Source organism: Pseudomonas flexibilis (assembly GCF_000802425.1).
GTDB classification, from domain to species: Bacteria; Pseudomonadota; Gammaproteobacteria; order Pseudomonadales; family Pseudomonadaceae; genus Serpens; species Serpens flexibilis.
This window is the reverse complement of sequence record NZ_JRUD01000002.1, coordinates 301721-325447: the sequence shown is the minus strand read 5'-3', so window position 1 is coordinate 325447 and position 23727 is coordinate 301721. Positions and strand designations below refer to the sequence as shown.

The 23727-nt window shown below is 66.2% G+C and carries 23 protein-coding genes and 4 tRNA genes; 16 read left to right on the top strand and 11 right to left on the bottom strand.

Annotation, left to right across the window (positions count from 1 at the left end; all coding sequences use genetic code 11):
• The first annotated feature begins 26 nt into the window (after positions 1–26).
• The 3 genes from SF06_RS02120 to SF06_RS02110 all read left to right on the top strand — a co-directional run bounded on the left by SF06_RS02120 (position 27) and on the right by SF06_RS02110 (position 270).
• Positions 27–102 (top strand) — tRNA-Asn (locus SF06_RS02120).
• A gap of 9 nt (positions 103–111) precedes the next feature.
• A tRNA-Pro gene (locus SF06_RS02115) sits at positions 112–188 on the top strand.
• Positions 189–195: 7 nt separating this feature from the next.
• Positions 196–270 (top strand) — tRNA-Lys (locus tag SF06_RS02110).
• A 228-nt stretch (positions 271–498) separates the two neighbouring features.
• Here the strand turns inward: SF06_RS02110 and SF06_RS02105 are convergent.
• The gene (locus SF06_RS02105; RefSeq protein ID WP_037009661.1) at positions 499–1053 is read right to left on the bottom strand and encodes a phosphatase PAP2 family protein; all 555 of its coding nucleotides are present in this window, start codon (positions 1051–1053) and stop codon (positions 499–501) included.
• 131 nt (positions 1054–1184) lie between these two features.
• Here SF06_RS02105 and SF06_RS02100 point away from each other — a divergent pair, with 131 nt between their 5' ends.
• A complete protein-coding gene (locus tag SF06_RS02100; RefSeq protein ID WP_039559810.1) occupies positions 1185–2210 on the top strand; it encodes a glycosyltransferase family 4 protein in 1026 nt (341 codons plus the stop codon).
• A gap of 242 nt (positions 2211–2452) precedes the next feature.
• On the opposite strand, the gene mqo is transcribed toward SF06_RS02100, so the two are convergent.
• Positions 2453–3940 carry a malate dehydrogenase (quinone) gene (mqo, locus tag SF06_RS02095; RefSeq protein WP_039559666.1) on the bottom strand — a complete coding sequence of 496 codons (1488 nt, stop codon included), beginning with the start codon at positions 3938–3940 and terminating at the stop codon, positions 2453–2455.
• 705 nt (positions 3941–4645) lie between these two features.
• On the opposite strand from mqo, the gene SF06_RS02090 reads away from it, so the two are divergent.
• Both SF06_RS02090 and SF06_RS02085 read left to right on the top strand, forming a co-directional pair.
• Complete coding sequence (locus SF06_RS02090) at positions 4646–5230, top strand: YajG family lipoprotein (protein ID WP_027591639.1); 585 nt, start codon at positions 4646–4648, stop codon at positions 5228–5230.
• 291 nt (positions 5231–5521) lie between these two features.
• Positions 5522–5791, top strand: coding sequence for a hypothetical protein (locus SF06_RS02085; protein WP_039559663.1), 270 nt, complete (start codon positions 5522–5524; stop codon positions 5789–5791).
• 134 nt (positions 5792–5925) lie between these two features.
• Here SF06_RS02085 and SF06_RS02080 read toward each other — a convergent pair whose 3' ends face one another.
• Positions 5926–7731 carry an ABCB family ABC transporter ATP-binding protein/permease gene (locus SF06_RS02080; protein WP_052199678.1) on the bottom strand — a complete coding sequence of 602 codons (1806 nt, stop codon included), beginning with the start codon at positions 7729–7731 and terminating at the stop codon, positions 5926–5928.
• 277 nt (positions 7732–8008) lie between these two features.
• Between SF06_RS02080 and egtB the strand changes: the two genes are divergently transcribed.
• From egtB to SF06_RS02060, 4 genes are all read left to right on the top strand, one after another.
• Positions 8009–9313 carry an ergothioneine biosynthesis protein EgtB gene (egtB, locus tag SF06_RS02075; protein ID WP_027591642.1) on the top strand — a complete coding sequence of 435 codons (1305 nt, stop codon included), beginning with the start codon at positions 8009–8011 and terminating at the stop codon, positions 9311–9313.
• On the top strand, positions 9310–10272 hold the full coding sequence (egtD, locus tag SF06_RS02070; RefSeq protein ID WP_039559662.1) for an L-histidine N(alpha)-methyltransferase: 963 nt from the start codon (positions 9310–9312) through the stop codon (positions 10270–10272). The genes egtB and egtD overlap by 4 nt, the downstream gene beginning before the upstream one ends.
• Before the next feature lie 83 nt (positions 10273–10355).
• Positions 10356–10661, top strand: a complete 306-nt coding sequence (locus SF06_RS02065; protein ID WP_039559661.1) for a hypothetical protein — start codon at positions 10356–10358, stop codon at positions 10659–10661.
• 60 nt (positions 10662–10721) lie between these two features.
• A tRNA-Val gene (locus SF06_RS02060) sits at positions 10722–10798 on the top strand.
• A gap of 121 nt (positions 10799–10919) precedes the next feature.
• Here SF06_RS02060 and SF06_RS02055 read toward each other — a convergent pair.
• The 4 genes from SF06_RS02055 to SF06_RS02040 all read right to left on the bottom strand — a co-directional run bounded on the left by SF06_RS02055 (position 10920) and on the right by SF06_RS02040 (position 15080).
• A complete protein-coding gene (locus SF06_RS02055; protein ID WP_027591068.1) occupies positions 10920–12254 on the bottom strand; it encodes a DEAD/DEAH box helicase in 1335 nt (444 codons plus the stop codon).
• Positions 12255–12301: 47 nt separating this feature from the next.
• Positions 12302–12694, bottom strand: coding sequence for a lactoylglutathione lyase (gene gloA, locus SF06_RS02050; RefSeq protein ID WP_039559660.1), 393 nt, complete (start codon positions 12692–12694; stop codon positions 12302–12304).
• A gap of 151 nt (positions 12695–12845) precedes the next feature.
• Positions 12846–14066 (bottom strand): argininosuccinate synthase, encoded by a 1221-nt coding sequence (locus SF06_RS02045; protein ID WP_027591070.1) that lies wholly within the window; start codon positions 14064–14066, stop codon positions 12846–12848.
• Between the two features lie 102 nt (positions 14067–14168).
• Complete coding sequence (locus tag SF06_RS02040; protein WP_051587475.1) at positions 14169–15080, bottom strand: flagellar protein MotY; 912 nt, start codon at positions 15078–15080, stop codon at positions 14169–14171.
• A 202-nt stretch (positions 15081–15282) separates the two neighbouring features.
• On the opposite strand from SF06_RS02040, the gene pyrC reads away from it, so the two are divergent.
• The 4 genes from pyrC to bfr all read left to right on the top strand — a co-directional run bounded on the left by pyrC (position 15283) and on the right by bfr (position 18108).
• Complete coding sequence (gene pyrC, locus SF06_RS02035) at positions 15283–16329, top strand: dihydroorotase (RefSeq protein ID WP_027591071.1); 1047 nt, start codon at positions 15283–15285, stop codon at positions 16327–16329.
• Positions 16326–17003 (top strand): ribonuclease T, encoded by a 678-nt coding sequence (gene rnt / locus SF06_RS02030; protein WP_027591072.1) that lies wholly within the window; start codon positions 16326–16328, stop codon positions 17001–17003. Before pyrC ends, rnt begins: the two co-directional genes overlap by 4 nt.
• Positions 17004–17217: 214 nt before the next feature.
• Complete coding sequence (locus tag SF06_RS02025) at positions 17218–17439, top strand: bacterioferritin-associated ferredoxin (protein ID WP_027591073.1); 222 nt, start codon at positions 17218–17220, stop codon at positions 17437–17439.
• A 198-nt stretch (positions 17440–17637) separates the two neighbouring features.
• Complete coding sequence (gene bfr / locus SF06_RS02020; protein WP_027591074.1) at positions 17638–18108, top strand: bacterioferritin; 471 nt, start codon at positions 17638–17640, stop codon at positions 18106–18108.
• 60 nt (positions 18109–18168) lie between these two features.
• Here the strand turns inward: bfr and grxD are convergent, their stop codons facing one another.
• Positions 18169–18498, bottom strand: a complete 330-nt coding sequence (grxD, locus tag SF06_RS02015) for a Grx4 family monothiol glutaredoxin (RefSeq protein WP_027591075.1) — start codon at positions 18496–18498, stop codon at positions 18169–18171.
• A 294-nt stretch (positions 18499–18792) separates the two neighbouring features.
• Between grxD and argF the strand changes: the two genes are divergently transcribed.
• Entirely contained in the window at positions 18793–19716 is a 924-nt protein-coding gene (gene argF, locus SF06_RS02010) for an ornithine carbamoyltransferase (RefSeq protein ID WP_027591076.1), read from the top strand.
• Complete coding sequence (locus tag SF06_RS02005; RefSeq protein WP_027591077.1) at positions 19713–20822, top strand: ABC transporter ATP-binding protein; 1110 nt, start codon at positions 19713–19715, stop codon at positions 20820–20822. Before argF ends, SF06_RS02005 begins: the two co-directional genes overlap by 4 nt.
• A gap of 38 nt (positions 20823–20860) precedes the next feature.
• Here the strand turns inward: SF06_RS02005 and SF06_RS02000 are convergent, their stop codons facing one another.
• From SF06_RS02000 to ybaK, 3 genes are read right to left on the bottom strand one after another with little or no spacing between them, the layout of a single operon-like run.
• Positions 20861–21649, bottom strand: coding sequence for a PhzF family phenazine biosynthesis protein (locus SF06_RS02000; protein WP_039559659.1), 789 nt, complete (start codon positions 21647–21649; stop codon positions 20861–20863).
• A 16-nt stretch (positions 21650–21665) separates the two neighbouring features.
• Entirely contained in the window at positions 21666–23156 is a 1491-nt protein-coding gene (gene glpK / locus SF06_RS01995; RefSeq protein ID WP_039559658.1) for a glycerol kinase GlpK, read from the bottom strand.
• 10 nt (positions 23157–23166) lie between these two features.
• On the bottom strand, positions 23167–23637 hold the full coding sequence (ybaK, locus tag SF06_RS01990) for a Cys-tRNA(Pro) deacylase (RefSeq protein ID WP_039559657.1): 471 nt from the start codon (positions 23635–23637) through the stop codon (positions 23167–23169).
• Positions 23638–23727 lie beyond the last annotated feature (90 nt).

Sequence of the window (23727 nt, the reverse complement as noted above, 5' to 3'; positions counted from 1 at the left end):
AGTTGCAGGATTTGGAAGACCGAAGTTCCGCGATAGCTCAGTCGGTAGAGCAAATGACTGTTAATCATTGGGTCCCTGGTTCGAGTCCAGGTCGCGGAGCCAACTTTCAACCGGGGTATAGCGCAGCCCGGTAGCGCGCCTGCTTTGGGAGCAGGATGTCGGGAGTTCGAATCCCCCTACCCCGACCATATTTTTGGGTCGTTAGCTCAGTGGTAGAGCAGTTGGCTTTTAACCAATTGGTCGTAGGTTCGACCCCTACACGACCCACCATACAAGGCTTCATCGAAGCCCAAGAAAACGGGAAGTTCCGAATAGGACTTCCCGTTTTTTTATGCCCGGAAAAAGTCGTGCCGGTACGGCGCGCCTGACGGCGCATGGTGGATCGGTGAAGCGCGATCCACCCTACGACAGCAAGCCCTTGCCCACCTGCGCAATAACCGTAGGGTGGACAACGCCTTTCTTGTCCACCATGCGCACCGGCACGGTGCGCCCCGGCCATCAGACCATCAGCACCAGCTGCGCAATGCTGTAGCCGAGCAGCGCACCGCAGAGCACATCGCTCGGGTAGTGCAGCCCCAGCACCGGCCGCGACAGCGCCACCAGCGCGGCGAACGGCACCAGCAGCACCGCCAGTTGCGGAAAGTCGGCCAGCGCCAGGGTGGTGAAGGACACCGCGTGCAGTGTATGCCCGGACGGGAAGCTGAAGCGGTCCAGCGGCGGGCAGCCGCAGCGGATGTCCTGGAAGGTGATGAAGGGCCGTTCGCGCACCAGGCGATGCTTGAGCTGCCGGTAGATGAGCAGGCCGCCCAGCCCGGCGATACTCATGCGCAGCGCCGCCTCGCGCCCCGCCTCGCCGCCGAGCAAAGCCAGTGCCGCCATCAGGCAGTACCAGAACACGCCGTCACCCAGCCGGCTGACCGTGCGGAACAGGCGGTGCATGGCCTGCCGCCGCGAGAGGCGGTTGATGGTGATGCAGAGTCGATATTCCAGCCGTCCCAGGCGGGCGAGGACCGGCAGGGTCAGGTCTTCCGTTTTCAGCGCGATCTTGTCCATGCCTGGCAGCCTAGGCTGCCCGTTCGACAACACCGTGAATCTCTCATGGCAGTTCAATGACCGCGTTGTTGTCATCGAAACGTCACGCAGCCGTCACCACACCTTAAAAGCGGTGGCGCCCAATGGCGCCCATGAAGATTGTCATCTGCAGCGATGCCTGGCACCCCCAGGTCAATGGCGTGGTCACCACCCTGAGCCGCACCCGCGACGCCCTGCGAGCCATGGGACATGCGGTCACTGTCATCGGCCCGGACCGTTTTCGCAGCGTGGCGCTGCCCGGCTACGCGGAAATCCGCCTGGCGCTCCTGCCGTACCGCCGGCTGCGGCGCCTGCTCGACGCGCTGCAGGCCGACCATATCCACATCGCCACGGAAGGTTCGCTGGGCTGGGCGGCGCGCCGCTACTGCCTGCAGCGCGGGCTGCCCTTCAACACCTCGTACCACACGCAGTTTCCGGAATACGTGCATGCCCGCTATCCGTTCGTGCCGCTGGCCGTGGGTTATGCGCTGATGCGCCGTTTCCATCGGCCGGCGCAGCGCACGCTGGTGGCCACCGAGCACATGGAGCGGCTGTTGCAGGAGCGGGGCTTCACGCACCTGGCGCGCTGGGGACGCGGCGTCGACATCGCGCTGTTTCGCCCGCAGGCTCGCCAGCCCGCGGAGCTGCCGACGGACCTACCGCGCCCGCTGTGGGTGTACGCCGGGCGCCTGGCGGTGGAGAAGAACCTGCCGGCATTCCTGGAACTGTCGTTGCCCGGCAGCAAGCTGGTCATCGGCGACGGCCCGGCGCGCCGCGACTTGCAGGCACGCTTTGCCGAGGCCCATTTCGTTGGCTATCGCTTCGGCGAGGAGCTGGCCGCCTTCCTTTCGGCGGGCGACGTGTTCGTCTTTCCCAGCCGCACCGACACCTTCGGCCTGGTCATGCTGGAAGCCATGGCCTGCGGCCTGCCGGTGGCCGCCTTCCCGGTGACCGGGCCGCTGGACGTGGTGCGCCACGGCGAAACCGGTTGCCTGCACGAGGACCTGCGGCAGGCCTGCCTGGGCGCGCAGAACCTGTCCGCGGAAGCCTGCCGGCGCCAGGCCGAGGCGATGAGCTGGGAGGCCTGCACGCAGCAGTTCCTGGCGGCGTGCAGGCCCACGCCGGACGCTCGCAAATGAATTCGCCCCCACCAGACATAGGGTGGACAACGCTTTCCTTGTCCGCCGTCGCGTCGGCACGGCGCGCCTCGCCGGCCGCACCTCGCCGGCCGCGCCTAGCCGGCCGCGCCTAGCCGGCCGCGCCTGACGGTGCGATGGTGGATCGGTGAAGCGCGATCCACCCTACGACCGTTCCCGGCTCTGCGCCGCCCAAACAAAAACGCCCCGCTAAAAGCGGGGCGTTTCGTTCAACGCGGCGCCAATCAGGCGTTACGCAACTGCAGGTTCTCGTCGCAGCGCGCGGTGACCTCGCGGTACAGCGCGGCGTTTTCCTGCAGCGCCTTCTCGCGTGCCGGGAAGATCTCTTCCAGCTTGCCCGCCCAGGCGGCCGCCTGCTCGGGGAAGCAGCGCTCGATCAGCTGCAGCATGATCGACACGGTCACCGAAGCGCCCGGCGAAGCACCCAGCAGCGCGGCAATGCTGCCGTCCTCGGCGGACACCAGCTCGGTACCGAACTGCAGGATGCCGCCCTTCTTCGGGTCCTTCTTGATGATCTGCACGCGCTGACCAGCCACTTCCAGACGCCAGTCGGCCGGGTCCAGCTCGGGGTAGAACTTGCGCAGGGCATCCAGGCGCTGCTCCATGGACTGCATCACTTCCTTCACCAGGTAGCGGGTCAGGTCCATGTTGTCGCGGGCCACGGCCAGCATCGGGCCGATGTTGCCCGGACGAATCGACAGCGGCAGGTCGAGGAACGAGCCGTTCTTCAGGAACTTGGTGGAGAAGCCGGCGTAGGGCCCGAACAGCAGGGATTTCTTGCCGTCGACCACACGGGTGTCCAGGTGCGGCACGGACATCGGCGGAGCACCGACTTCAGCCTGGCTGTAGACCTTGGCCTGATGCTTGGCCACCACCTCGGGGTTGTCGCAGCGCAGCCACTGGCCGCTGACCGGGAAGCCGCCGAAGCCCTTGCTTTCCGGAATGCCGGACATCTGCAGCAGCGGCAGCGCACCGCCACCGGCGCCGAGGAACACGAAGCGGGCCTTGAGCGCGCGCTGGCTGCCGTCCTGGGTGTTCTTGACGGTGACACACCAGCCCTCGCCGTCACGCTCGACGCTCTTCACGCGCTGGTTGTAGCCGACATGGGCGCCATCCAGGCTCTGCAGGTGCTTGAGCAGCTCATTGGTCAGCGCACCGAAGTTGACGTCGGTACCGCGCTCCACGCGGGTGGCGGCGATCTGCTCGTCGGCGTCGCGGCCGGGGATCAGCAGCGGCGCCCACTTGGCGATCAGCTCGCGATCCTCGGTGTACTCCATGGTTTCGAACGCATGGTGGGCGCTGAGCTGCTGCTGGCGGGTCTTCAGGAAGGCCACGTCCTTGGCGCCACGCACGAAGCTCATGTGCGGAACCGGATTGATGAAGGTGCGCGGTGCATCCAGCGCGCCCTTGGCCACCAGGTAGGACCAGAACTGCTTGGACACTTCGAACTGGCTGTTGATCAGCACGGCCTTCTTGATGTCCACGGAGCCATCGGCGGCCTGCGGGGTGTAGTTCAGTTCGCACAGACCGGCATGGCCGGTACCCGCGTTGTTCCAGGGATTGGAACTTTCCACCGCGCCGGAGGGCATCTGCTCGACGATTTCCAGCTTCAGCCCGGGATCCAGCTCCTTGAGCAGGACCGCCAGGGTGGCACTCATGATGCCGGCGCCAACCAGCACCACATCCAGAGCTTCGTTTTCGTTGTGCGCCATTAACGCTTCTCCAAATCTGCAACACCTAGGTTCAACGGCAGACGCTCCTGGCGCAAAGCGCGTTCAGGGCCGGGGAGAATCGCAAGGGGAGTCCCGAAACCTGACAGGGGCGGATGCCCAATGGATAGGACCGGCGCTCAGGCCTGGGTCCCGGCGACCAGCAGGCCGCGCGTCAGGTGTGCATATCCGAGTCGTTTGGCAGGTGTACCAATGCCAGAGTCTTCATTTGCTCGCCACACTCTCGTGAAGTAGTGAAAAACCGTCTTCTCACGCTCTTTTGGAGACGTGAACCTCAAGGGGTCGGCTGCCGCAGACACACACTTCTCGTCACTGACCGCAACACGCTGCTATCCATGGACAGGTGTTTCAGTCACTGAACGAACCGTTCGGGTGACGGGGCATTAGGGCAGCACCTAGCGGGCGTCTCTCTGGCGTGGGACATGCCGGTGGGCAGTCACGCAGGAGGCGACCTTTATAATTGGGCGGGGATTATACCGATGGTTTTCGGAAAGAGGGGCCGTTTAGCGGCGACTTTCTTACCCCGCCGGCGAGTATGCCGTGAACCTGTCACGCCGGGCATCCGACCATCGGCGCATGGGCCATGCACCGCGCCCGCGTGAGCAGAAGCGCAGCGGCCGCTCGCGTATACTGCCCGGCCGCGGACGCCATCGCGTGTCCTGAACATTTCTTATGGAGAGCCAAACCATGTCGAAGCGTTTTCCGCTGGTGCTTTGCGCTGTTGTCAGCCTGGCCCTGACCGGCTGCGCCCTGAGCCCGCAGCAACTCACCCCGCAACCCAAGCTGAAGACCGAGCTGGCCGCGGTCGGCCAGGGCCAGCCGGTGGTGGTGCATGTCGCCGACGGACGTGCCTCGCCGGACCTGGGCACCCGCGGCGGTCTGTACGCGGAGACCAGTGCCATCAGCGTGCCGAGCGCCAACGTCCTGCCGCAGCTGCAGGCCCAGGCCGAAGCCGCCGTGCGCCTGCTGGGCTTTACGCCGACGCCGGACGCCCGTGACGTGCCGCGCCTGACCGTGACCCTGGCCGAACTCAAATACCAGTCGCCCAAGGAAGGCGTGTATGTCACCGAGGCGGATATCGCCGCCGTTATGCAGGCCGAGGTGCAGAACAGCGGGCGCCGCTACACCGGTCGCTACACCGCCACCCTGAACCAGCGCTTCGGCATGGCGCCGAACCAGGAAACCAACACCCGCCTGGTCAGCGATGTGCTGAGCGACGCCCTGACCCGCCTGTTCAAGGACCCGACCATCGGGCAGATGCTCGCGGAGTAAAACCGACGCACCTGTAGACGTAGGTGGATCGCGCTTCACCGATCCACCAACGCGCCGCCAGGTGCGGCCGGCTAGGTGCGGCCGGCCAGGTGCGGCCGGCCAGGTGCGCCGTGCCGCGCATGGGTGGACAAGAAAGACGTTGTCCACCCTACGATTCCCGGCCCGGGAAGTCGGGCCGATGCACCGTCGCACGGATCGACGCCGGTCGGAAAACACCCCGCCCACCGCTGCGCCTGATTAAAATCCCCCGCTTTTTACAACCTTCGGGTTTACCTGAAGCGGGAGTGAACGATGTCGCTGCAGGCTCTTTGGAGCGTTCCCCTCACCTATCCGGCGCAGATTCTCAATGCCCTGGCCCTGCTCATGGCGCTGGCCGGTTCCTGGCTGCTGCTGGCGACCCAGCGGCGTCGGTCGCAGTTCAAGTTGCGCCTGGTCCAGGGCAATTTCCAGGAAGCCCTGATGCTCGCCGCCCGCCACCGCGTGGACGGCTTCTTCACCCGCTTCGGCGCGCTCAGCCTGGCGCTGGCGGTGACCCTGTCCTGGGTAAGCACCGGCCTCTAGCGGTTGCAGACTACCTGCGTTGGCAATCCTTCGTTAGAAACAGCCTCGGCCTGCTCATTTAGAACACCTAAACTGCGCGTCCTCGGCTGTTTCTGCCTCGTCTTGCCGGCCTCGCCTACGTTTTCGACGGCCTGTTAATTACCCGCCTCCTTCGCCTTCTCGCTCTGCTGCAGGCGCCACATCTGCGCGTAGTGACCGTCGCGGGCCAGCAGTTCGGCGTGGCTGCCGCGCTCGACCACCTGGCCGGCATCCATCACCAGGATCTGGTCGGCATTCATCACCGTGGACAGCCGGTGGGCGATCACCAGCGTGGTGCGCCCCACCTGGATACGATCCAGCTCGGCCTGGATGGCGCGCTCTGACTTGGAATCCAGCGCCGAGGTCGCCTCGTCGAAGATCAGGATGCTGGGGTTCTTGAGGATCGCCCGGGCGATGGCCACCCGCTGCTTCTCGCCGCCGGAGAGCTTGAGACCCCGCTCGCCCACCTGGGTGTCGTAGCCATCCGGCAGGCTTTCAATGAAGCGGTGGATGTGCGCGGCGCGGGCGGCGGCCTCCACCTCCTCGCGCGTCGCCTCGGGGCGGCCGTAGCGGATGTTGTAGTAGATGCTGTCGTTGAACAGCACGGTGTCCTGGGGAACGATGCCGATGGCGCCGCGCAGCGAGGCCTGGGTCAGCTGGCGCAGGTCATGGCCGTCGATGGTGATGCGCCCCTCGCCCACGTCGTAGAAGCGGTACAGCAGGCGCGCCAGGGTGGATTTGCCCGAGCCCGAGTGACCAACCACCGCCACGGTGCCGCCGGCGGGGATCTCGAAGTCCACGCCATGCAGGATCTCGCGGCGCGGATCGTAGCCGAAGCGCACGCTTTCGAAGCGCACCGTCGGGCGGCGGCTGTCCAGGGCGACTGCATCCGGGGCGTCCTGCACGTCCTGGCGCTCGTCGAGCAGGCCGAACAGGCGCTCCATGTTGGTCAGCGCCTGTTTCACCTCGCGGTACATCATGCCGAGCAGGAACAGCGGCGCCGACAGCTGCAGCAGGTAGGCGTTGACCAGCACCAGGTCACCCACCGTCATGTTGCCGGCCACCACGCCGGCGGCGGCCAGCCACATCATGGCGGTGACGCCTATGGAGACGATGGCCGCCTGGCCCAGGTTGAGCACCGCCAGGCTGGTGGTGGCCTTGACCTTGGTTTCCTCCAGGGTGCGCAGGTTCTCGTCGTAGCGCGCCGCCTCGTGGGCCTCGTTGTTGAAGTACTTGACCGTCTCATAGTTGAGCAGCGAGTCCACCGCGCGCTCGTTGGCCCGGGTGTCGGCCTCCACCGAGGCGCGGTAGTAGCGGGTGCGCCACTCGGTCACCGAGAAGGTCCACACCGCATAGGCCACCAGCGTGGCCAGGGTGATGGCTGCGAAGCGCCAGTCGTAGACCCAGACCAGCACCAGGGTGACCAGCAGCACTTCCAGCAGGATCGGAATGATCGAATACAGCGTCCAGTCCAGCAGGTCGGCGATCGCCGAGCCGCCGCGCTCCACATCGCGCGCCACGCCGCCGGTGCGCCGGCCCAGGTGGAACTTCAGGGAGAGCGCGTGCAGATGACGGAACACTTGCAGGGTGACCTGCCGCGAAGTGCGTGCCATCACCCGAGCGAACACCACCTGGCGCAGCTCGGTGAACAGCGTGACGCCGATACGCGAGGCGCCGTAGGCGAGCAGCAGGCCGACCGGCAGCAGGAGCAAGCTGGGCTCGACGTTGAGGTCATCGACGATGTACTTGAGAACGAACGGCACCAGCAGGTTGAGCAGCTTGGCGGCGAACACCAGACCCAGCGCCAGCAGGATGCGGCCGAGGTAGGGTTTCAGGTAGGGCAGCAGGTCGCGGATCACGGCAACGTCGCCGCGCGCCTGCTCGGCGCGCTTGACGGGCGCGACCGTAGCGTCGGTGGACATGGGAAGGAATCCTTGGGAACAGCGAAAAAACAGGGGCCCTATGCTGGGCCCGCGCCGGGCAACACGCAAGCCGGCCGGCCCCGTGAGGTTGCCGTAGGGCGGCCGGCGCTTTTCCGGCCGCCAATGCGGCATACACGATGCACCATCCGGTGGCCAACGCGTTGCGTTGACCACCCTACGGTCATGCCGCAGCCGACGCCAGTCAGCCAGCCCGGACGAACTTTGCAGCATCCGCGCCGGTCGTTTTCCTTGGGTTCAGGGTTTACGGACGATCTCCATGCCGGCTCAGGCGCTTCACACACAGAACGATCCCGACGTGGCGCTGCAACGCCTGCGTGAGCGCTTTCGCCAAGTGCGCGCCACCAGCGAGGCGCTGTGCGCGCCACTGGCCATCGAGGACTACGGCATCCAGGGCATGCCTGACGCCAGCCCGCCGAAATGGCACCTGGCGCACACCACCTGGTTCTTCGAAACCTTCCTGCTGCTGCCCTATCAGCCCGGCTACCGCACGCCGGACCCGCGTTACGACCTGCTGTTCAATTCCTATTACCTGACCCACGGCCAGCCGTTCCCGCGCCCGCAGCGCGGGCTGCTGTCGAGGCCCACGGTCGCCGAGGTGCTCAACTGGCGCCGGGTAGTCAACCTGGCGATGGAGGACCTGCTCGACCATCCGCCGCCCGGCAAGCTGGAAACCCTGTGTCAGCGGCTGGAGCTGGGCCTGCAGCACGAGCAGCAGCACCAGGAACTGCTGCTGATGGACCTGCTCTACAACTTCTCGCTCAATCCGCTAGCGCCGGCCTACCGGGATGACTTGCCGGCCGTCTCCGAGCAACCGCCCGCGCCGCTGCGCTGGCACAGCCATGCCGGCGGGCTGGTGGAGATAGGCCACGCCGGCGACGGCTTCGCCTTCGACTGCGAACGACCGCGTCACAAGGTCTGGCTGGAACCCTTTCGCCTGGCCAGCCGCCCGGTGAGCAACGCCGATTACCTGGCCTTCCTGCTGGACGGTGGCTACAGCCGCAGCGAGCTGTGGCTCTCCGACGGCTGGGCGACGCTGCGCCAGGCGAACTGGCAGGCGCCGCTGTACTGGCGACACGACGAGGAGCGCGGCTGGCGAGAGTTCACCCTGACTGGCCTGCAGCCACTGAACCTGTCCGCGCCGGTCTGCCACCTGAGCTTCTTCGAAGCCGATGCCTACGCACGCTGGGCCGATGCGCGCCTGCCCAGCGAGGCGGAGTGGGAAGCCGTGGCCCAGACGCTGCCGGTGAGCGGGCATTTCCTCGACGCCGGCCTGCTGCGCCCGCAACCCTCGCCCGGCGTGCCTGGCACCCAGCCGGCGCAGCTGTTCGGCGATGTCTGGGAATGGACGGCCAGCGCCTTCCTGCCCTACCCCGGCTTCCAGCCCCTGGGCGGCAGCCTCGGCGAATACAACGGCAAGTTCATGTGCGGCCAGCAGGTGTTGCGCGGCGGCTGTTGCGTCACCCCGCCGGATCACCTGCGCGCCAGCTACCGCAACTTCTTCTATCCACACATGCGCTGGGCCTTCAGCGGCCTGCGCCTGGCCCGGGACGAAACCGCATGACAGCAACCGCCACGGTGCGTTACCACGACCATCACCCGCGCAGCGCCAGCCTGTGCGATGAAATCCTCGCCGGCTTTGCCGCCACCCCCAAGCAAACCTCGCCCAAGCACTTCTACGATGCCGTGGGCTCGCGGCTGTTCGAGCAGATCTGCGAGCAGCCCGAGTACTACCCGACCCGCACCGAGGAGGCCATTCTCGCCGAGGCCTGCGACGAGATCGCCCGCCTGGCCGGTCCGGAAGCGCCGCTGCTGGAGCTGGGCAGCGGCGCCAGCCGCAAGGTGCGCCTGCTGCTGGAAACCCTGCAGCCGAGCCGCTACCTGGGCATCGATATCAGCCGCGAATTCCTCATCGACAGCACCCGCCGGCTGGCTGCCGACTACCCCTGGCTGGAAGTGCATGCCGCCTGCGCCGATTTCTGCCGCCCGCTGCGCCTGCCCCAGGCCTTCAAGCGGGCGAAGCCGCTGGCGTTCTTTCCCGGCTCCAGCATCGGCAACTTCGAACCCGCCCAGGCACTGGACTTCCTGCGTCACCTGCGCCGGCTGCTGCCGGACGGCAGTGGCTTGCTGATCGGCGTGGACCTGCTCAAGGACCGTGACCGCCTGGAGGCCGCCTACAACGACCGTGCCGGCGTCACCGCCGCGTTCAACCTCAACCTGCTGGAACGCATCCGCCGCGAACTGGACAGCGATATCCAGCCGCGCCGCTTCCGCCACCGGGCGTTCTTCAACCCGGTCGAATCGCGTATCGAGATGCACCTGGTCAGCCCGCTGGCGCAGCAGGTGCGCATCGAGGGCCACACCTTCAGCTTCGCACCGGGCGAGAGCCTGCACACCGAGAATTCCTACAAGTACAGCCCCGAGGGCTTCCTGCGCCTGGCCGAGCGCGCCGGCTTCCAGGGGCAGGCGTTGTGGATGGATGCGGAGCAGCTGTTCAGCGTGCACTTCCTGCGCAGTGCCTAGAAACGCCCGTCACCCGTCACGAACGACTGGGCTGCGGGGCACTCCACTGCGAAGGCACCATCTCGAAGTACGGAGGAACTGCCATGAAACACCTCACCGCACTGGCCGCCGCCATCCTGCTGGGACTGAGCGGGCCGACCTGGGCCCAGGAGCGCGACTGTACCCCGCGGGACACCCGCGAACGGGCCGGCGAGCTGGCGCAGGAAATCCACGAATCCACCGGCGGCGATCCGCAAAAGGCGCAGCAGATTCACGAGGAGCTGAAGGACATGGAGCTCAAGCGCCGCGAAGACAGCCTGGCGCGCACCGACCAGGGCCTGCAGGACGAATGCGCCCGCTATGAACAGCGCATGGAGGAGGTGGAAAAAGCCACCGACAAGGTGGAGTAGCGCCTGATGCGAATCTGCCTTTGACAAGCCGCGCCATTTGCGTAGAATGCGCGGCCTCGAAGGCACATAGCTCAGTTGGTTAGAGCACCACCTTGACATGGTGGGGGTCGTTGGTTCGAGTCCAATTGTGCCTACCAGACAGATGAAAAAAGGGTCGCGAAAGCGGCCCTTTTTTTGTTTGGGCGTGAGCGCTTTCACCCCTCTCCCCTGGCCCTCCCCCGCGAGGGGAGAGGGGCCAGGGGAGAGGGAGAGCCTCCCTCAGCCCTCGGTCGTACGGCGCTTCAACGGCGCCATGCCGTCCGCACTGACCAACCCCGACGGCGCCGCCGGCTTGCGCTTGGCGGCCGGTTTGGCCGGTTTCTTCGCCGCCGTCTTCTTGGCGCCCTTGCCATCCTTGTCGGTCTTTTTCTTCTTGGTGCCGGCGGCCTTGCCGGACGCCTTGACGTTCTTCGGGCCCTGGTAGCTGCCCTTCAGTTCCTTGATCACGCGGCGCTCGAAGCTCTGCTTAAGGTAGCGTTCGACACTGGACATCAGGTTCCAGTCGAAGTGGCAGATCAGCGAGATGGCCAGCCCCTCGGCACCGGCGCGGCCGGTACGGCCGATGCGGTGCACGTACTCGTCACCGGAGCGCGGCATGTCGAAGTTGATCACCAGGTCCAGGCCTTCCACGTCCAGGCCGCGGGCCGCCACGTCGGTGGCCACCAGCACCTTGTTGCCGCCCTGCTTGAGGCGCTCGATGGCCTGCTTGCGTTCGGCGTGTTCCTTGTCGCCGTGCAGGATGAAGGCCTTCACCCCTTCAGCCACCAGGCGACCATAGATGCGGTCGGCCTGGGCGCGGGTGTTGGTGAAGATGATCGCCTTCTGGTAGGTCTCGTTGGCCAGCAGCCAGTGCAGCAGGCGCTCCTTGTGGGCCACGTCGTCGGCGCAGATGATCTGCTGGCGGGTGTTCTCGTTCAGCTCGCTGACCCGGTTGAGCATCAGGTGCAGAGGCTCCCTGAGCACCTTGCCGATCACCTCGCGCATGACCGCGCCGCCGGTGGTGGCGGAGAACAGCAGGGTCTGCTGGCGATTGGCGCACTCGCCGGTCAGTCGCTCCATGGCTTCGGCGAAACCCATGTCGAGCATGCGGTCGGCCTCGTCCAGCACCAGCACCTCCACCTCGTCCAGGCGCAGGTTGCCGGCATCCAGGTGCTCGATCAGCCGGCCCGGCGTGCCAATCAGGATGTCCGGCGTCTTGCGCAGCGCCGCCGCCTGTTCCTTGAAGCCCTCGCCGCCGGTGATCAGCATCGACTTGATGAAGGTGTAGCGGGAGAACTTCTCCATCTCCTTCAGCGTCTGCTGGGCCAGCTCGCGGGTCGGCAGCAGGATCAGCGCCCGCACGCGCACGCGCGGCTCGGCGTCGCCGATCAGACGGTTGAGCAGCGGCAGCGCGAAGGCGGCGGTCTTGCCGCTGCCGGTCTGGGCGATGACGCGCAGGTCCTTGCCAGCCAGCGCCGGCGGGATGGCCTCGCGCTGCACGGGGGTCGGCTCGGTGAAGTTAAGCTCGGCGACAGCCTTGAGCAGGCGTTCGTGCAGGGCGAAATCGGCAAACACGGGTATTCCTCTTTACAGCGAATGGGGTGACGGCGCCGGCGGGCGGCTCAGTCCTTGCGCTCGGGCGACAGCAGCTCGATCTTGTAGCCGTCCGGGTCTTCCACGAAGGCCAGAATGCTGGAACCGTGCTTCATCGGACCCGGCTCGCGGGTGATCTTGCCGCCACGGGCGCGAATGTCCTCGCAGGCCTTGTAGACGTCTTCGACTTCCAGGGCGATGTGGCCGTAGCCGGTGCCCAGCTCGTACTTGTCCACGCCCCAGTTGTAGGTCAGCTCGATGACGCTGTTCTCGGCCTCGTTGCCGTAGCCGACGAACGCCAGGGTGAACTGGCCGTCCGGATAGTCCTTGCGGCGCAGCAGGGTCATGCCCAGCACTTCGGTGTAGAAGGCGATGGACTTGTCCATATCGCCGACGCGCAGCATGGTGTGCAGCAGTCTCATGGGATGTTCTCCTGACAGGTGAATCGGCCCCCGTGAAAACGCAAGGGCTCTGGAATGCCGGCTAGTTTAACAGCCGCCCGGTGCGCGGTCCCGAAACGAAACCGCCCCCGCGCAGGCTGCGACGGGGGCGGCGGTCAGGTCACGCGTCGCGTTACAGCGGCGAGCGGCCCTTGTTGGCGGCAATACGCATGCGCAGGGCGTTCAGCTTGATGAAGCCACCGGCATCGGCCTGGTCGTAGGCGCCGGCATCGTCCTCGAAGGTGGAGATGCGGGTGTCGAACAGACTGTCGTCGGACTTGCGGCCGGTGACGATGACGTTGCCCTTGTACAGCTTCAGGCGCACCACGCCGTTCACGTGTTCCTGGGAGGCGTCGATCATGGTCTGCAGCATCTGGCGCTCGGGGCTCCACCAGTAGCCGTTGTAGATTAGGCTGGCGTACTTGGGCATCAGCTCATCCTTCAGGTGAGCGACTTCGCGGTCCAGGGTGATCGACTCGATGGCGCGGTGAGCCTTGAGCATGATGGTACCGCCGGGGGTCTCGTAGCAGCCGCGGGACTTCATGCCCACGTAGCGGTTTTCCACGATGTCCAGACGACCGATGCCGTTGGCGCCGCCGATGGCGTTCAGCTTGGTCAGCACCTGGGCCGGGGTCATCTCGACGCCGTCGATGGCCACGATGTCGCCCTTGCGGTAGGTCAGCTCGATGTAGGTGGGCACATCGGGAGCCTTCTCCGGGGAGACGGACCAGCGCCACATGTCTTCCTCGTGCTCGGTCCAGGTGTCTTCCAGCACACCGCCCTCATAGGAGATGTGCAGCAGGTTGGCGTCCATGGAGTACGGGGACTTCTTGCCGGCCTTGGCGAAATCGACCGGGATGTTGGCCTTCTGGGCGTAGGCCATGAGGGTTTCGCGGGAGGTCAGGTCCCACTCGCGCCAGGGGGCGATCACCTTCACGCCCGGCTTGAGCGCATAGGCGCCCAGCTCGAAGCGCACCTGGTCGTTGCCCTTGCCGGTGGCGCCGTGGGAGATGGCGTCGGCGCCGGTTTCGTTGGCGATCTCGATCAGGCGCTTGGCGATCAGCGGACGGGCGATGGAGGTGCCCAGCAGGTATTCGCCTTCGTAGATGGTGTTGGCGCGGAACATCGGGAACACGAAGTCGCGGACGAATTCTTCGCGCAGGTCGTCGATGTAGATTTCCTTGACGCCCATGGCCTTGGCCTTGGCGCGGGCAGGCTCGACTTCTTCGCCCTGGCCCAGGTCAGCGGTGAAGGTCACCACTTCGCAGTTGTAGGTATCTTGCAGCCACTTGAGAATCACCGAGGTGTCCAGGCCACCGGAATAGGCCAGAACCACCTTCTTAACGTCCGACATGCCATCAGCTCCACGGGTAGTACGGGAAAGCCCGCAATTCTACTGATGACGGGCCGCAAATGACAGGCCCGCAGCGCCCTCGGTGGCCCGCAATGCCTCGCTTCAGGCCGGCTGGGCGGAGTTGCCGCGGGCCAGGCGCTCCTGCTCCGCGTCGGATTCGGTCAACCGCTCCAGGTAGAGGGTGACACGGCGGTTCTTGCCGCGATTGGCTTCGCTGTTGTTGGGCACCAGCGGGTAGCGCTCACCGTGGAAGCGGATGCTGATCTGTCCCTCGGGAATGCCCTTTTCCTTCAGGTAGGCGGCCACCGCCATCGCCCTGCGGCGCGACAGGTCGCGGTTGGTCAGGCGGTTGCCGGTGTTGTCGGAATGGCCTTCCAGGCGAATGCTGTTGATGGTCGGATCGGCCTTGAGCAACAGCAGCACGCGATCCAGCTCCCGGCGGGCAGCGTCGCCCAGGTCGATACCGCTGTTGGCGAAACTCAGCTGCAGGTATTTGACCTGGTCGAAGTTGACCGGCAGCAGTTGCGTGGTGCACTGCTGGAACTCGCGGAACGCCTGGCCGAAGCGCGCCGGCAGGAGGCGTACTTCCATGTATTCGTTGGTCTGCCGGGTGCGATGGCGCACCAGCGGCGAACGCCCCTCCATCAGGCCGGTGAGCAGGCGCGCCGCCTGCTGGTTGTCGCTCTTGAGCAGCACCTGGTCACCGTCGACCTTGACCTTGCCAATGCTGACGTCGCTGTGCTCCGGGCGCCAGGGCGCGGCGGCCACCAGCAGCGTGGCGGCGCCATTGCCCAGCCAGCGCTCGCGACTGATCAGCTGGAAGGTCGGCTGCTCGCCGGCGCGGCGCACGAACTGGCCCACGCCACCAAAGGTCTTGATCGGCTGGATCAGCCGGCATTCGAACTGATCACCCTCGGCGCGCCACTCCGCATGCTCCAGGCGCGGCTGGAAGGTCAGGGCGACCGACGGCAGACTGACGAACAGGCTGAGCAGAGCGGCATACTGCAGGCGCACGATGGGAGGGCTCCAGGGATTTACGGCGTTCCCCCGGCATATCGGAGCCGCGGGCGAAAACTTGAGGGGCTTCCTGTGCGACGTTTCACAGAACGCCACCGATCGAAACCTGCGCAACGCCGCGGTTCATCGTCTTGCCGGGCAGCCGGCGAGCGCATTTTCCGGTAGCATTCGCGCACGTTTCATCGCCCGGATCCTCTTCATGACCGACCGCCTTACCCTGCTGCGTCCCGACGACTGGCATATCCACCTGCGCGACGGCGCCGCCCTGGCGCAGACCGTAGCCGATGCCGCCCGTACCTTCGGCCGCGCCATCGTCATGCCCAACCTGGTGCCGCCGGTACGCAACGCGCAGGAAGCCGACGCCTACCGCCAGCGCATCCTGGCCGCACGCCCGGCGGGCAGCCGCTTCGAACCGCTGATGGTGCTGTACCTCACCGACAACACCACCGCCGAAGACGTCCGTCAGGCCAAGGCCAGCGGCTTCGTCCATGCCGCCAAGCTCTACCCGGCCGGCGCCACCACCAACTCCGCGTCGGGCGTGACCAGCATCGACAATATCTTCCCCGTACTGGAAGCCATGGCCGACGTCGGTCTGCCGCTGCTGGTGCATGGTGAAGTGACCCACAGCGACATCGATGTGTTCGATCGCGAGAAGGCTTTCATCGACACCCACATGATCCGTGTCGTGGAGCGATTCCCGACCTTGAAGGTGGTCTTCGAGCACATCACCACCGGCGACGCCGCGCAGTTCGTGCGCGAAGCCTCGGCCAACGTGGGCGCCACCATCACCGCCCATCACCTGCTGTACAACCGCAACCACATGCTGGTCGGCGGCATCCGCCCGCACTTCTACTGCCTGCCGATCCTCAAGCGCAACACCCATCAGGAAGCCCTGCTGGATGCCGCCACCAGCGGCAACCCGAAGTTCTTCCTGGGCACCGATTCGGCACCGCACGCCCGCCACACCAAGGAAGCCACCTGCGGTTGCGCCGGCTGCTACACCGCCTACGCCGCCATCGAGCTGTACGCCGAGGCGTTCGAGTCGCGCAACGCGCTGGACAGGCTGGAAGGCTTCGCCAGCCAGTTCGGTCCGGACTTCTACGGTCTGCCACGCAACACCGACCGCATCACCCTGGTGCGCGAAGACTGGCAGGCACCGGCCGAACTGCCGTTCGGCGACCACCGCCTGATGCCGCTGCGCGCGGGCGAAACCCTGCGCTGGCGGGTACTGGAGGAACGCGCGTGAGCGAAGAGCTGTACGAAGACGACGAACTGGAAATCCGCTCCAGCGGCCCGAAGCATCCCATGGCCCGCCGCTTCCGCGGCTACCTGCCGGTGGTGGTCGACGTGGAGACCGGCGGCTTCAACTGCCAGACCGATGCGCTGCTGGAGATCGCCGCGACCATCATCGGCATGGACGAGCAGGGGCTGCTCTATCCGGAGCACACCTACTTCCACCGCATCGAGCCGTTCGAAGGCGCCAACATCGAGCAGGCGGCGCTGGAGTTCACCGGCATCAAGCTGGACCATCCGCTGCGCATGGCGGTCCAGGAAGAGCCGGCGCTAGCCGACATCTTCCGTGGCGTACGCAAGTCGCTGAAATCCTACGGCTGCAAGCGCGCGGTGCTGGTCGGCCACAACAGCAGCTTCGACCTCGGCTTCCTTAATGCCGCGGTGCTGCGCACGGGCCTCAAGCGCAACCCGTTCCACCCGTTCTCCAGCTTCGACACCGCTACCCTGGCCGGCCTGGCCTACGGACAGACGGTGCTGGCCAAGGCCTGCCAGGCTGCCGGCATTCCGTTCGACGCCCGCGAAGCCCATTCGGCCCGCTACGACACGGAAAAGACCGCCGACCTGTTCTGCGGCATCGTCAATCGCTGGAAGGAAATGGGCGGCTGGGACACCTTCGGGGAAGACTGATCCTCATCGAGCTGGCCGGCGCGTTCGTAGGGTGGACAACGTTTTCCTTGTCCACCACCGCGCCGCTACGGCGCGCCTGCGGCGCGTCGGTGGATCGATGAAGCGTGACCCCCCCCTACGGAGTGACCGCTCCGCTCAGCAGCAAATTTTGACAATCGTTCTCATTAACATTAGTATCCGCCGCATCCCGATTTCAGTGCGACGAGCCCCCGCCATGTACGTCTGTCTTTGCCGAGGTGTCACCGACAACCACATCCGCGACGCGATCTACGAAGGCTGCTGCAGCTACCGGGAGGTGCGCGAGAACCTGGGCGTGGGTACCCAGTGCGGCAAATGCGCCTGTGTGGCCAAGCAGGTGGTGCGCGAGACCTTGAGCGAAGTGCAGGCCGGCCAGGCCGCAATGCTGGGCGGCGTGGCCCTGTTCTCTCCGGCCTGAATCGATCCGTCGAATTCCCGAGCCGGGCAGTCGCCCGGCTTTTTCATGCCTGCGCCATGCAGCAAGCCCCTTCGCAGCCTGGCTAAAACCGTAGGCGAGACGCCTTTTCATTCCGTTTGCCATCAAGGGCTTAGGTTTGACACCCGGGGACACTGCGGCCAGACTCGCCAACACGCATTTCCTCTCAGGCGGAGCATCATGAAAGGCGATACTCAGGTCATCCAGCACCTCAACAAGATCCTTGGCAACGAACTGGTGGCCATCAACCAGTACTTCCTGCACGCGCGGATGTACGAGGACTGGGGCCTGAACAAGCTCGGCAAGCATGAGTACGATGAATCCATCGACGAGATGAAGCATGCCGACAAGCTGATCAAGCGCATCCTGTTTCTCGAAGGCCTGCCCAACCTGCAGGACCTCGGCAAGCTGCTGATCGGCGAGAACACCAAGGAAATGCTCGAATGCGACCTGCGCCTGGAACAGATGGGCCTGCAGGACCTGCGCGCCGCCATCGCCTATTGCGAACAGGTCGGCGACTACGGCAGCCGCGAGCTGCTGGAAGACATCCTCGAGTCCGAGGAAGAACACGTCGACTGGCTAGAAACCCAGTTGGGCCTGATCAAGGCCGTCGGCCTGGAAAACTACCTGCAATCGCAGATGGACGAGTAATTCTCCCGTCCGCAACGAAAAAGCCCCGGCAGTGCCGGGGCTTTTTGTTCAGAGGCCGGATCAGGCGTCCTTGCGGGCCGCCGCGGCTTCCTTGATCAGGGTCTGCAGCTCACCCTTCTCGAACATCTCCAGCATGATGTCGCTGCCACCGACCAGTTCGCCGTTGACCCACAGCTGCGGGAAGGTCGGCCAGTTGGCGTACTTGGGCAGCTCGGCGCGGATTTCCGGGTTCTGCAGGATGTCCACGTAGGCGAATTTCTCGCCGCAGCCCATCACGGCCTGGGCGGCACGGGCGGAGAAGCCGCACTGCGGGGCATTGGGCGAGCCCTTCATGTACAGCAGGATGGTGTTGTTGGCGATCTGCTCTTTGATGGTTTCGATGATATCCATGAGGGGCACCTCGGCTACAAATGACCTGCCGGCCCCCGGGCCGGCATTTGCGCGGCATTGTAACGGAAAGCCTAGTCCTGCGCTCAGGCTTCTTTACGCACCCTCCCGACGCCCATCACCTATGCTGCTTGCGGCGCCGGACACCGGGCAATTTGCGCCATTGCGACATTTCCCGATAACATCCGGCCCTTTCCATTTCGTCGCCCTCGGCGACCTTCTAGCAGGTCCCTCCTCTGACGTTGGCGCTTATTTTCTTTCGCCACAGGGCCTGACAACGTGATCAAGGTAACGACAATGAGCGTACGGCACTTTCTCTCGCTGATGGACTGCACCCCCGCGGAGCTCAACGGGCTACTGCGACGAGCCATCGAGCTGAAGGACCTGCGCAATCGCGGCATCCTCTACGAACCCCTGAAGAATCGCGTACTGGGCATGATCTTCGAGAAGGCCTCGACCCGTACCCGGGTCTCCTTCGAAGCCGGCATGATCCAGCTCGGCGGCCAAAGCCTGTTCCTCTCGCCGCGCGACACCCAGCTGGGTCGCGGCGAACCGATCAGCGACACCGCCATCGTCATGTCGCGCATGCTCGACGCCATCATGATCCGCACCTACGCCCACGGCACCCTGACCAACTTCGCCGCCCATTCCCAGGTGCCGGTGATCAACGGCCTGTCCGATGAGCTGCACCCCTGCCAGCTGCTGGCCGACATGCAGACCTACCTGGAACAGCGCGGCAGCATCGCCGGCAAGACGGTGGCCTGGATCGGCGATGGCAACAACATGTGCAACTCCTATATCGAGGCGGCCATCCAGTTCGACTTCCAGCTGCGCATCGCCTGCCCGGAGGGCTACGAGCCGAGCGCCGAGCTGCTGGCCAAGGCCGGCGACCGCGTGACCCTGCTGCGCGACCCGCGTGCGGCGGTGGCCGGCGCCCACCTGGTGAGCACCGACGTCTGGGCCTCCATGGGCCACGAAGAAGAAGCCCAGGCACGCCTGGCGAGCTTCAAGGGTTACCAGGTCAGTCGCGCATTGCTCGATCTGGCCGACCCGGGCGTGATCTTCCTGCACTGCCTGCCGGCGCACCGTGGCGAGGAAATCAGCCACGACCTGCTGGATGACCCGCGCTCGCTGGCCTGGGACCAGGCCGAAAACCGTCTGCACGCCCAGAAGGCGCTGCTCGAATTCCTCGTCGCCCCCGGCTACACCAAGAACGCATGACGTCCAAACTGCTGCTTCAGCTGCACAACCTGGCCTGCGGTTATCAGGGCCAGATGATCGTCCAGGAGCTCAACCTGCACCTGAACGCCGGTGACATCGGTTGCCTGCTCGGCCCCTCGGGCTGCGGCAAGACCACTACCCTGCGCGCCATCGCCGGCTTCGAACCGGTCAGCCACGGCGAGATCCGCCTGGCCGGCGAGGTGATCTCCCGCGCCGGCTTCACCCTGGCGCCGGAGGCGCGCCGCATCGGCATGGTCTTCCAGGACTACGCGCTGTTCCCGCACCTGACCGTGGCGGAGAACGTCGCCTTCGGCATCCGCAAGCACCCCGAGCGCGAGCGCATCACCGGCGAGCTGCTCGATCTGGTCAAGCTTGGCCACCTGGGCAAGCGTTACCCGCACGAACTCTCCGGTGGCCAGCAACAACGCGTCGCGCTGGCCCGCGCCCTGGCTCCGGAGCCGCGCCTGCTGCTGCTCGACGAGCCCTTCTCCAACCTGGACGTGGAGCTACGCCGCAGTCTCAGCCGCGAGGTGCGCGACATCCTCAAGGCGCGCGGCACCAGCGCCATCCTGGTTACCCACGACCAGGAAGAAGCCTTCGCCGTCAGCGATCAGGTGGGCGTGTTCCGTGACGGTCGCCTGGAGCAGTGGGATACCCCCTACAACCTCTACCACGAGCCACTGACGCCCTTCGTGGCCAGCTTCGTCGGCCAGGGCTATTTCATTCGCGGACAGTTGCAGGACCCGGAATCGGTGCGTACCGAACTCGGCGATATCCACGGCAACCGTGCCTACAGCTGGCCAAGCGGCAGTGCCGTGGACGTACTGCTGCGCCCCGACGACCTGGTCTACGCGCCGGACAGCGACCTCCAGGTGCGCATCACCGGCAAGACCTTCCTGGGCGCTTCGACGCTGTACCGCCTGCAACTGCCCACCGGCACCCAGCTGGAAGCCATCTTCCCGAGCCACATCGACCATTTGCCCGGCGAAACCGTGGGCATCCAGGTCAGCGCCGACCACCTGGTGCTGTTCCCAGCCCAGGGCAGCATCGCAGCCAATGCCACGCTGCCAAACGCCGGTGTACGGCGCTACAGCAGCGCCAGCTGAACCATCGGAAAGGCGGCCCTCGGGCCGCTTTCTGTATTTCAGCCCACCAGCAATTCGCCCCGACTGACCAGCACCGCATGCCCGGCCAGGCGCACGCGCTCGCCTTCCACCCGGCACAAGAGTTCACCGCCGCGCTGCGAGCACTGGTACGCGCGCAATTCGGCACGGCCCAGGCGCTGCGCCCAGTAGGGCACCAGCATGCAGTGCGCGGCACCGGTGACCGGGTCTTCGTCGATGCCGATGGCCGGCGCGAAGTAACGCGACACCACATCGTGATCAGTCCCGCGCGCAGTGACGATCACCCCGAGCCAGGGCAGCGCCGCCAGCGCCTTCAGGTCGGGCGCGCAGGTGCGCACGGCGGTCTCGTCGGCCAGCACCACCAGCAGGCTGTCGCGACCGGACAGCACCGTCTCGGGTTCGTGGCCCAGCGCCTTGGCCAGCCCGGCCGGCGCGGTAATCGGCTCACCGGCCAGCGCCGGGAAATCCAGTTCCAGCCGCTCGCCGAGCCTCCGCACGCGCAGCTCGCCGGACTGGCTCTGCAGGCTCAGGCAGTCACCCGGCTCCTGGTAGGCGTCGAACAGCACCTTGGCCGCCGCCAGGGTGGCGTGGCCGCACAGCGGCACCTCCTCCTGGGGCGTGAACCAGCGAATCCGCCAGCCCTGCCCCTCGCGCACCACGAACGCGGTTTCCGCCAGGTTGTGCTCGGCGGCGATCTGCTGCATGCGCGCGTCAGGCAGCCAGGCATCGAGGCGGTAGACGATCGCCGGGTTACCGGCGAACGGACGGTCGCTGAAGGCGTCGACCTGGTGGAACGGCAGTGTCTTCATCGCATTCTCCAATCGTTCATGACGCTTCGCTGCGCACCCGGCGCACCGCGCTCAGCCAGCCGGCATAGAGTGCCTCGCGACGCTGCGCCGGCATGCACGGCTCGAAGCGCCGCTGCTGTTGCCAGTGGCCGGCGACCTCGTCCAGGTCGCGATACAGCCCGGCCTGCAGGCCCGCCAGATAGGCGGCGCCCAGCGCGGTGGTCTCGTTGACCTGCGGGCGCTCGACCGGCACGCCGAGGATGTCGGCGAGAAACTGCACCAGCCAGTTGTTGACCACCATGCCGCCATCCACGCGCAGCGCGCTGAGCGGCGCGGCGCCGTCCTGGCCCATGGCTTCGAGCAGGTCGCGGGTCTGGTAGCACACCGCTTCCAGGCCGGCGGTGACGATTTCCTTGATGCCGGTGTCGCGGGTCAGGCCGAAGATCGCGCCGCGCGCCTTCGGGTCCCAGTAGGGCGCGCCCAGGCCGGTGAAGGCCGGCACCAGGTACACGCCGCCGGCGTCGCCGGCCTGCAGGGCCAGCGCTTCGCTCTCGTGGGCGTGCTCGATCAGCCGCAGGCCATCGCGCAGCCACTGCAGGGCGGCGCCGGCGACGAAGATGCTGCCCTCTACCGCATAGGTCGTTTCGCCGTTCAGCCGGTAGGCCACGGTGGTCAGCAGGCGGTTGCGCGAGATCAGCGGCTCGGCGCCGGTGTTCTGGATCAGGAAGCAACCGGTGCCGTAGGTGCTCTTCACCATGCCCGGCGCGAAGCAGGCCTGACCGATCAGCGCGGCCTGCTGGTCGCCGGCCATGCCCAGCACCGGCAGCGCCGCGCCCAGCCAGTGGGCGTCGGTCTCGCCGAAGTCCGCCGCGCAATCCAGCACCTCGGGCAGCAGGCTGGCGGGGATGTCGAACAGCGCCAGCAGCGTCTCGTCCCACCGCTGGGTGTGGATGTTGAACAGCAGCGTGCGCGCCGCGTTGCTGGCGTCGGTGCGGTGCGCCCGGCCGCCGGTCAGGCGCCAGAGCAGGAAGCTGTCCACGGTGCCAAAGCGCAGCTCGTCGCGCGCGGCGCGCGCGCGGGCGCCCGGCACGTTGTCGAGGATCCAGCGCAGCTTGGTGGCCGAAAAATACGGATCGATCAGCAGCCCGGTGCGCGCCGCCACGTCCGCCTCATGGCCGGCGGCCTTGAGCTCGGCGCAGTAATCGGCGGTGCGCCGGTCCTGCCAGACGATGGCCGGGTAGATGGCTTCACCGGTGGCGGCGTCCCACACCAGGGTGGTCTCACGCTGGTTGGTGATGCCGACGGCGCGGATGTCCGCCGCCCGCAGCCCGCCGTTGGCCAGCGCCTGGCGGCACACGGCGAGCGTGCTGTCCCACAGGTCCTCGGCGGCATGCTCGACCCAGCCGTCCCGCGGGAAATGCTGGGCGAATTCCTGCTGCGCGCTGGCCACCGCGCCGCCGCTGGCCGAAAAGATGATCGCCCGGCTACTGGTGGTGCCCTGGTCGATGGCGAGGAGGTAGTCGCTCATGAAGACTCCGTTATCCACGGCCGATGGGGGCGAACGTCGCCTGGGTCTGCTGCGCCAGCGCCTCGGCGCTCAGCTCCACCTCCAGCCCGCGCCGCCCGGCGCTGACATGGATGGAGGGCTGCTGGCGGGCCGATGCGTCGATGAACGTACGCAGGCGCTTCTTCTGTCCCAGCGGGCTGATGCCGCCGACCAGATAGCCGGTGGCGCGCTGCGCGGCGGCCGGGTCGGCCATGTCCACCTTCTTCACGCCGGCCGCCTGGGCCAGCGCCTTGAGGTCGAGGCTGCCGGCCACCGGCACCACCGCCACCAGCAGCTCGTTCTTCTCGGTAGCCGCCAGCAGGGTCTTGAACACCCGTTCCGGCGCCAGGCCGAGCTTCTCCGCCGCCTCCAGACCGTAGGACGGCGACTTGGGATCGTGTTCGTAGCTGAGGACGCGGTGCTCGACGCGGGCTTTCTTGAGCTGATCGATGGCTGGAGTCATGGTGCTTTGCTGTGCAGGGATCGACGAAAGGCTACGTTAGCGGCCGCCGCGCGCCAGCGCTACAGTGTTCCGGCAATCCTGGCCCTTGAG

Coding starts and splice junctions, on each gene's coding strand:
- bfr (WP_027591074.1), top strand. CDS start 17,638: ATGAAAGGCGATACTCAGGTCATCCAGCACCTCAACAAGATCCTTGGC.
- mqo (WP_039559666.1), bottom strand. CDS start 3,940: ATGGCGCACAACGAAAACGAAGCTCTGGATGTGGTGCTGGTTGGCGCC.
- SF06_RS02065 (WP_039559661.1), top strand. CDS start 10,356: ATGAAACACCTCACCGCACTGGCCGCCGCCATCCTGCTGGGACTGAGC.
- pyrC (WP_027591071.1), top strand. CDS start 15,283: ATGACCGACCGCCTTACCCTGCTGCGTCCCGACGACTGGCATATCCAC.
- SF06_RS02005 (WP_027591077.1), top strand. CDS start 19,713: ATGACGTCCAAACTGCTGCTTCAGCTGCACAACCTGGCCTGCGGTTAT.
- SF06_RS02080 (WP_052199678.1), bottom strand. CDS start 7,731: ATGTCCACCGACGCTACGGTCGCGCCCGTCAAGCGCGCCGAGCAGGCG.
- SF06_RS02025 (WP_027591073.1), top strand. CDS start 17,218: ATGTACGTCTGTCTTTGCCGAGGTGTCACCGACAACCACATCCGCGAC.
- argF (WP_027591076.1), top strand. CDS start 18,793: ATGAGCGTACGGCACTTTCTCTCGCTGATGGACTGCACCCCCGCGGAG.
- egtB (WP_027591642.1), top strand. CDS start 8,009: ATGCCGGCTCAGGCGCTTCACACACAGAACGATCCCGACGTGGCGCTG.
- SF06_RS02090 (WP_027591639.1), top strand. CDS start 4,646: ATGTCGAAGCGTTTTCCGCTGGTGCTTTGCGCTGTTGTCAGCCTGGCC.
- SF06_RS02045 (WP_027591070.1), bottom strand. CDS start 14,066: ATGTCGGACGTTAAGAAGGTGGTTCTGGCCTATTCCGGTGGCCTGGAC.
- SF06_RS02085 (WP_039559663.1), top strand. CDS start 5,522: ATGTCGCTGCAGGCTCTTTGGAGCGTTCCCCTCACCTATCCGGCGCAG.
- glpK (WP_039559658.1), bottom strand. CDS start 23,156: ATGAGCGACTACCTCCTCGCCATCGACCAGGGCACCACCAGTAGCCGG.
- ybaK (WP_039559657.1), bottom strand. CDS start 23,637: ATGACTCCAGCCATCGATCAGCTCAAGAAAGCCCGCGTCGAGCACCGC.
- gloA (WP_039559660.1), bottom strand. CDS start 12,694: ATGAGACTGCTGCACACCATGCTGCGCGTCGGCGATATGGACAAGTCC.
- egtD (WP_039559662.1), top strand. CDS start 9,310: ATGACAGCAACCGCCACGGTGCGTTACCACGACCATCACCCGCGCAGC.
- SF06_RS02105 (WP_037009661.1), bottom strand. CDS start 1,053: ATGGACAAGATCGCGCTGAAAACGGAAGACCTGACCCTGCCGGTCCTC.
- SF06_RS02100 (WP_039559810.1), top strand. CDS start 1,185: ATGAAGATTGTCATCTGCAGCGATGCCTGGCACCCCCAGGTCAATGGC.
- grxD (WP_027591075.1), bottom strand. CDS start 18,498: ATGGATATCATCGAAACCATCAAAGAGCAGATCGCCAACAACACCATC.
- SF06_RS02000 (WP_039559659.1), bottom strand. CDS start 21,649: ATGAAGACACTGCCGTTCCACCAGGTCGACGCCTTCAGCGACCGTCCG.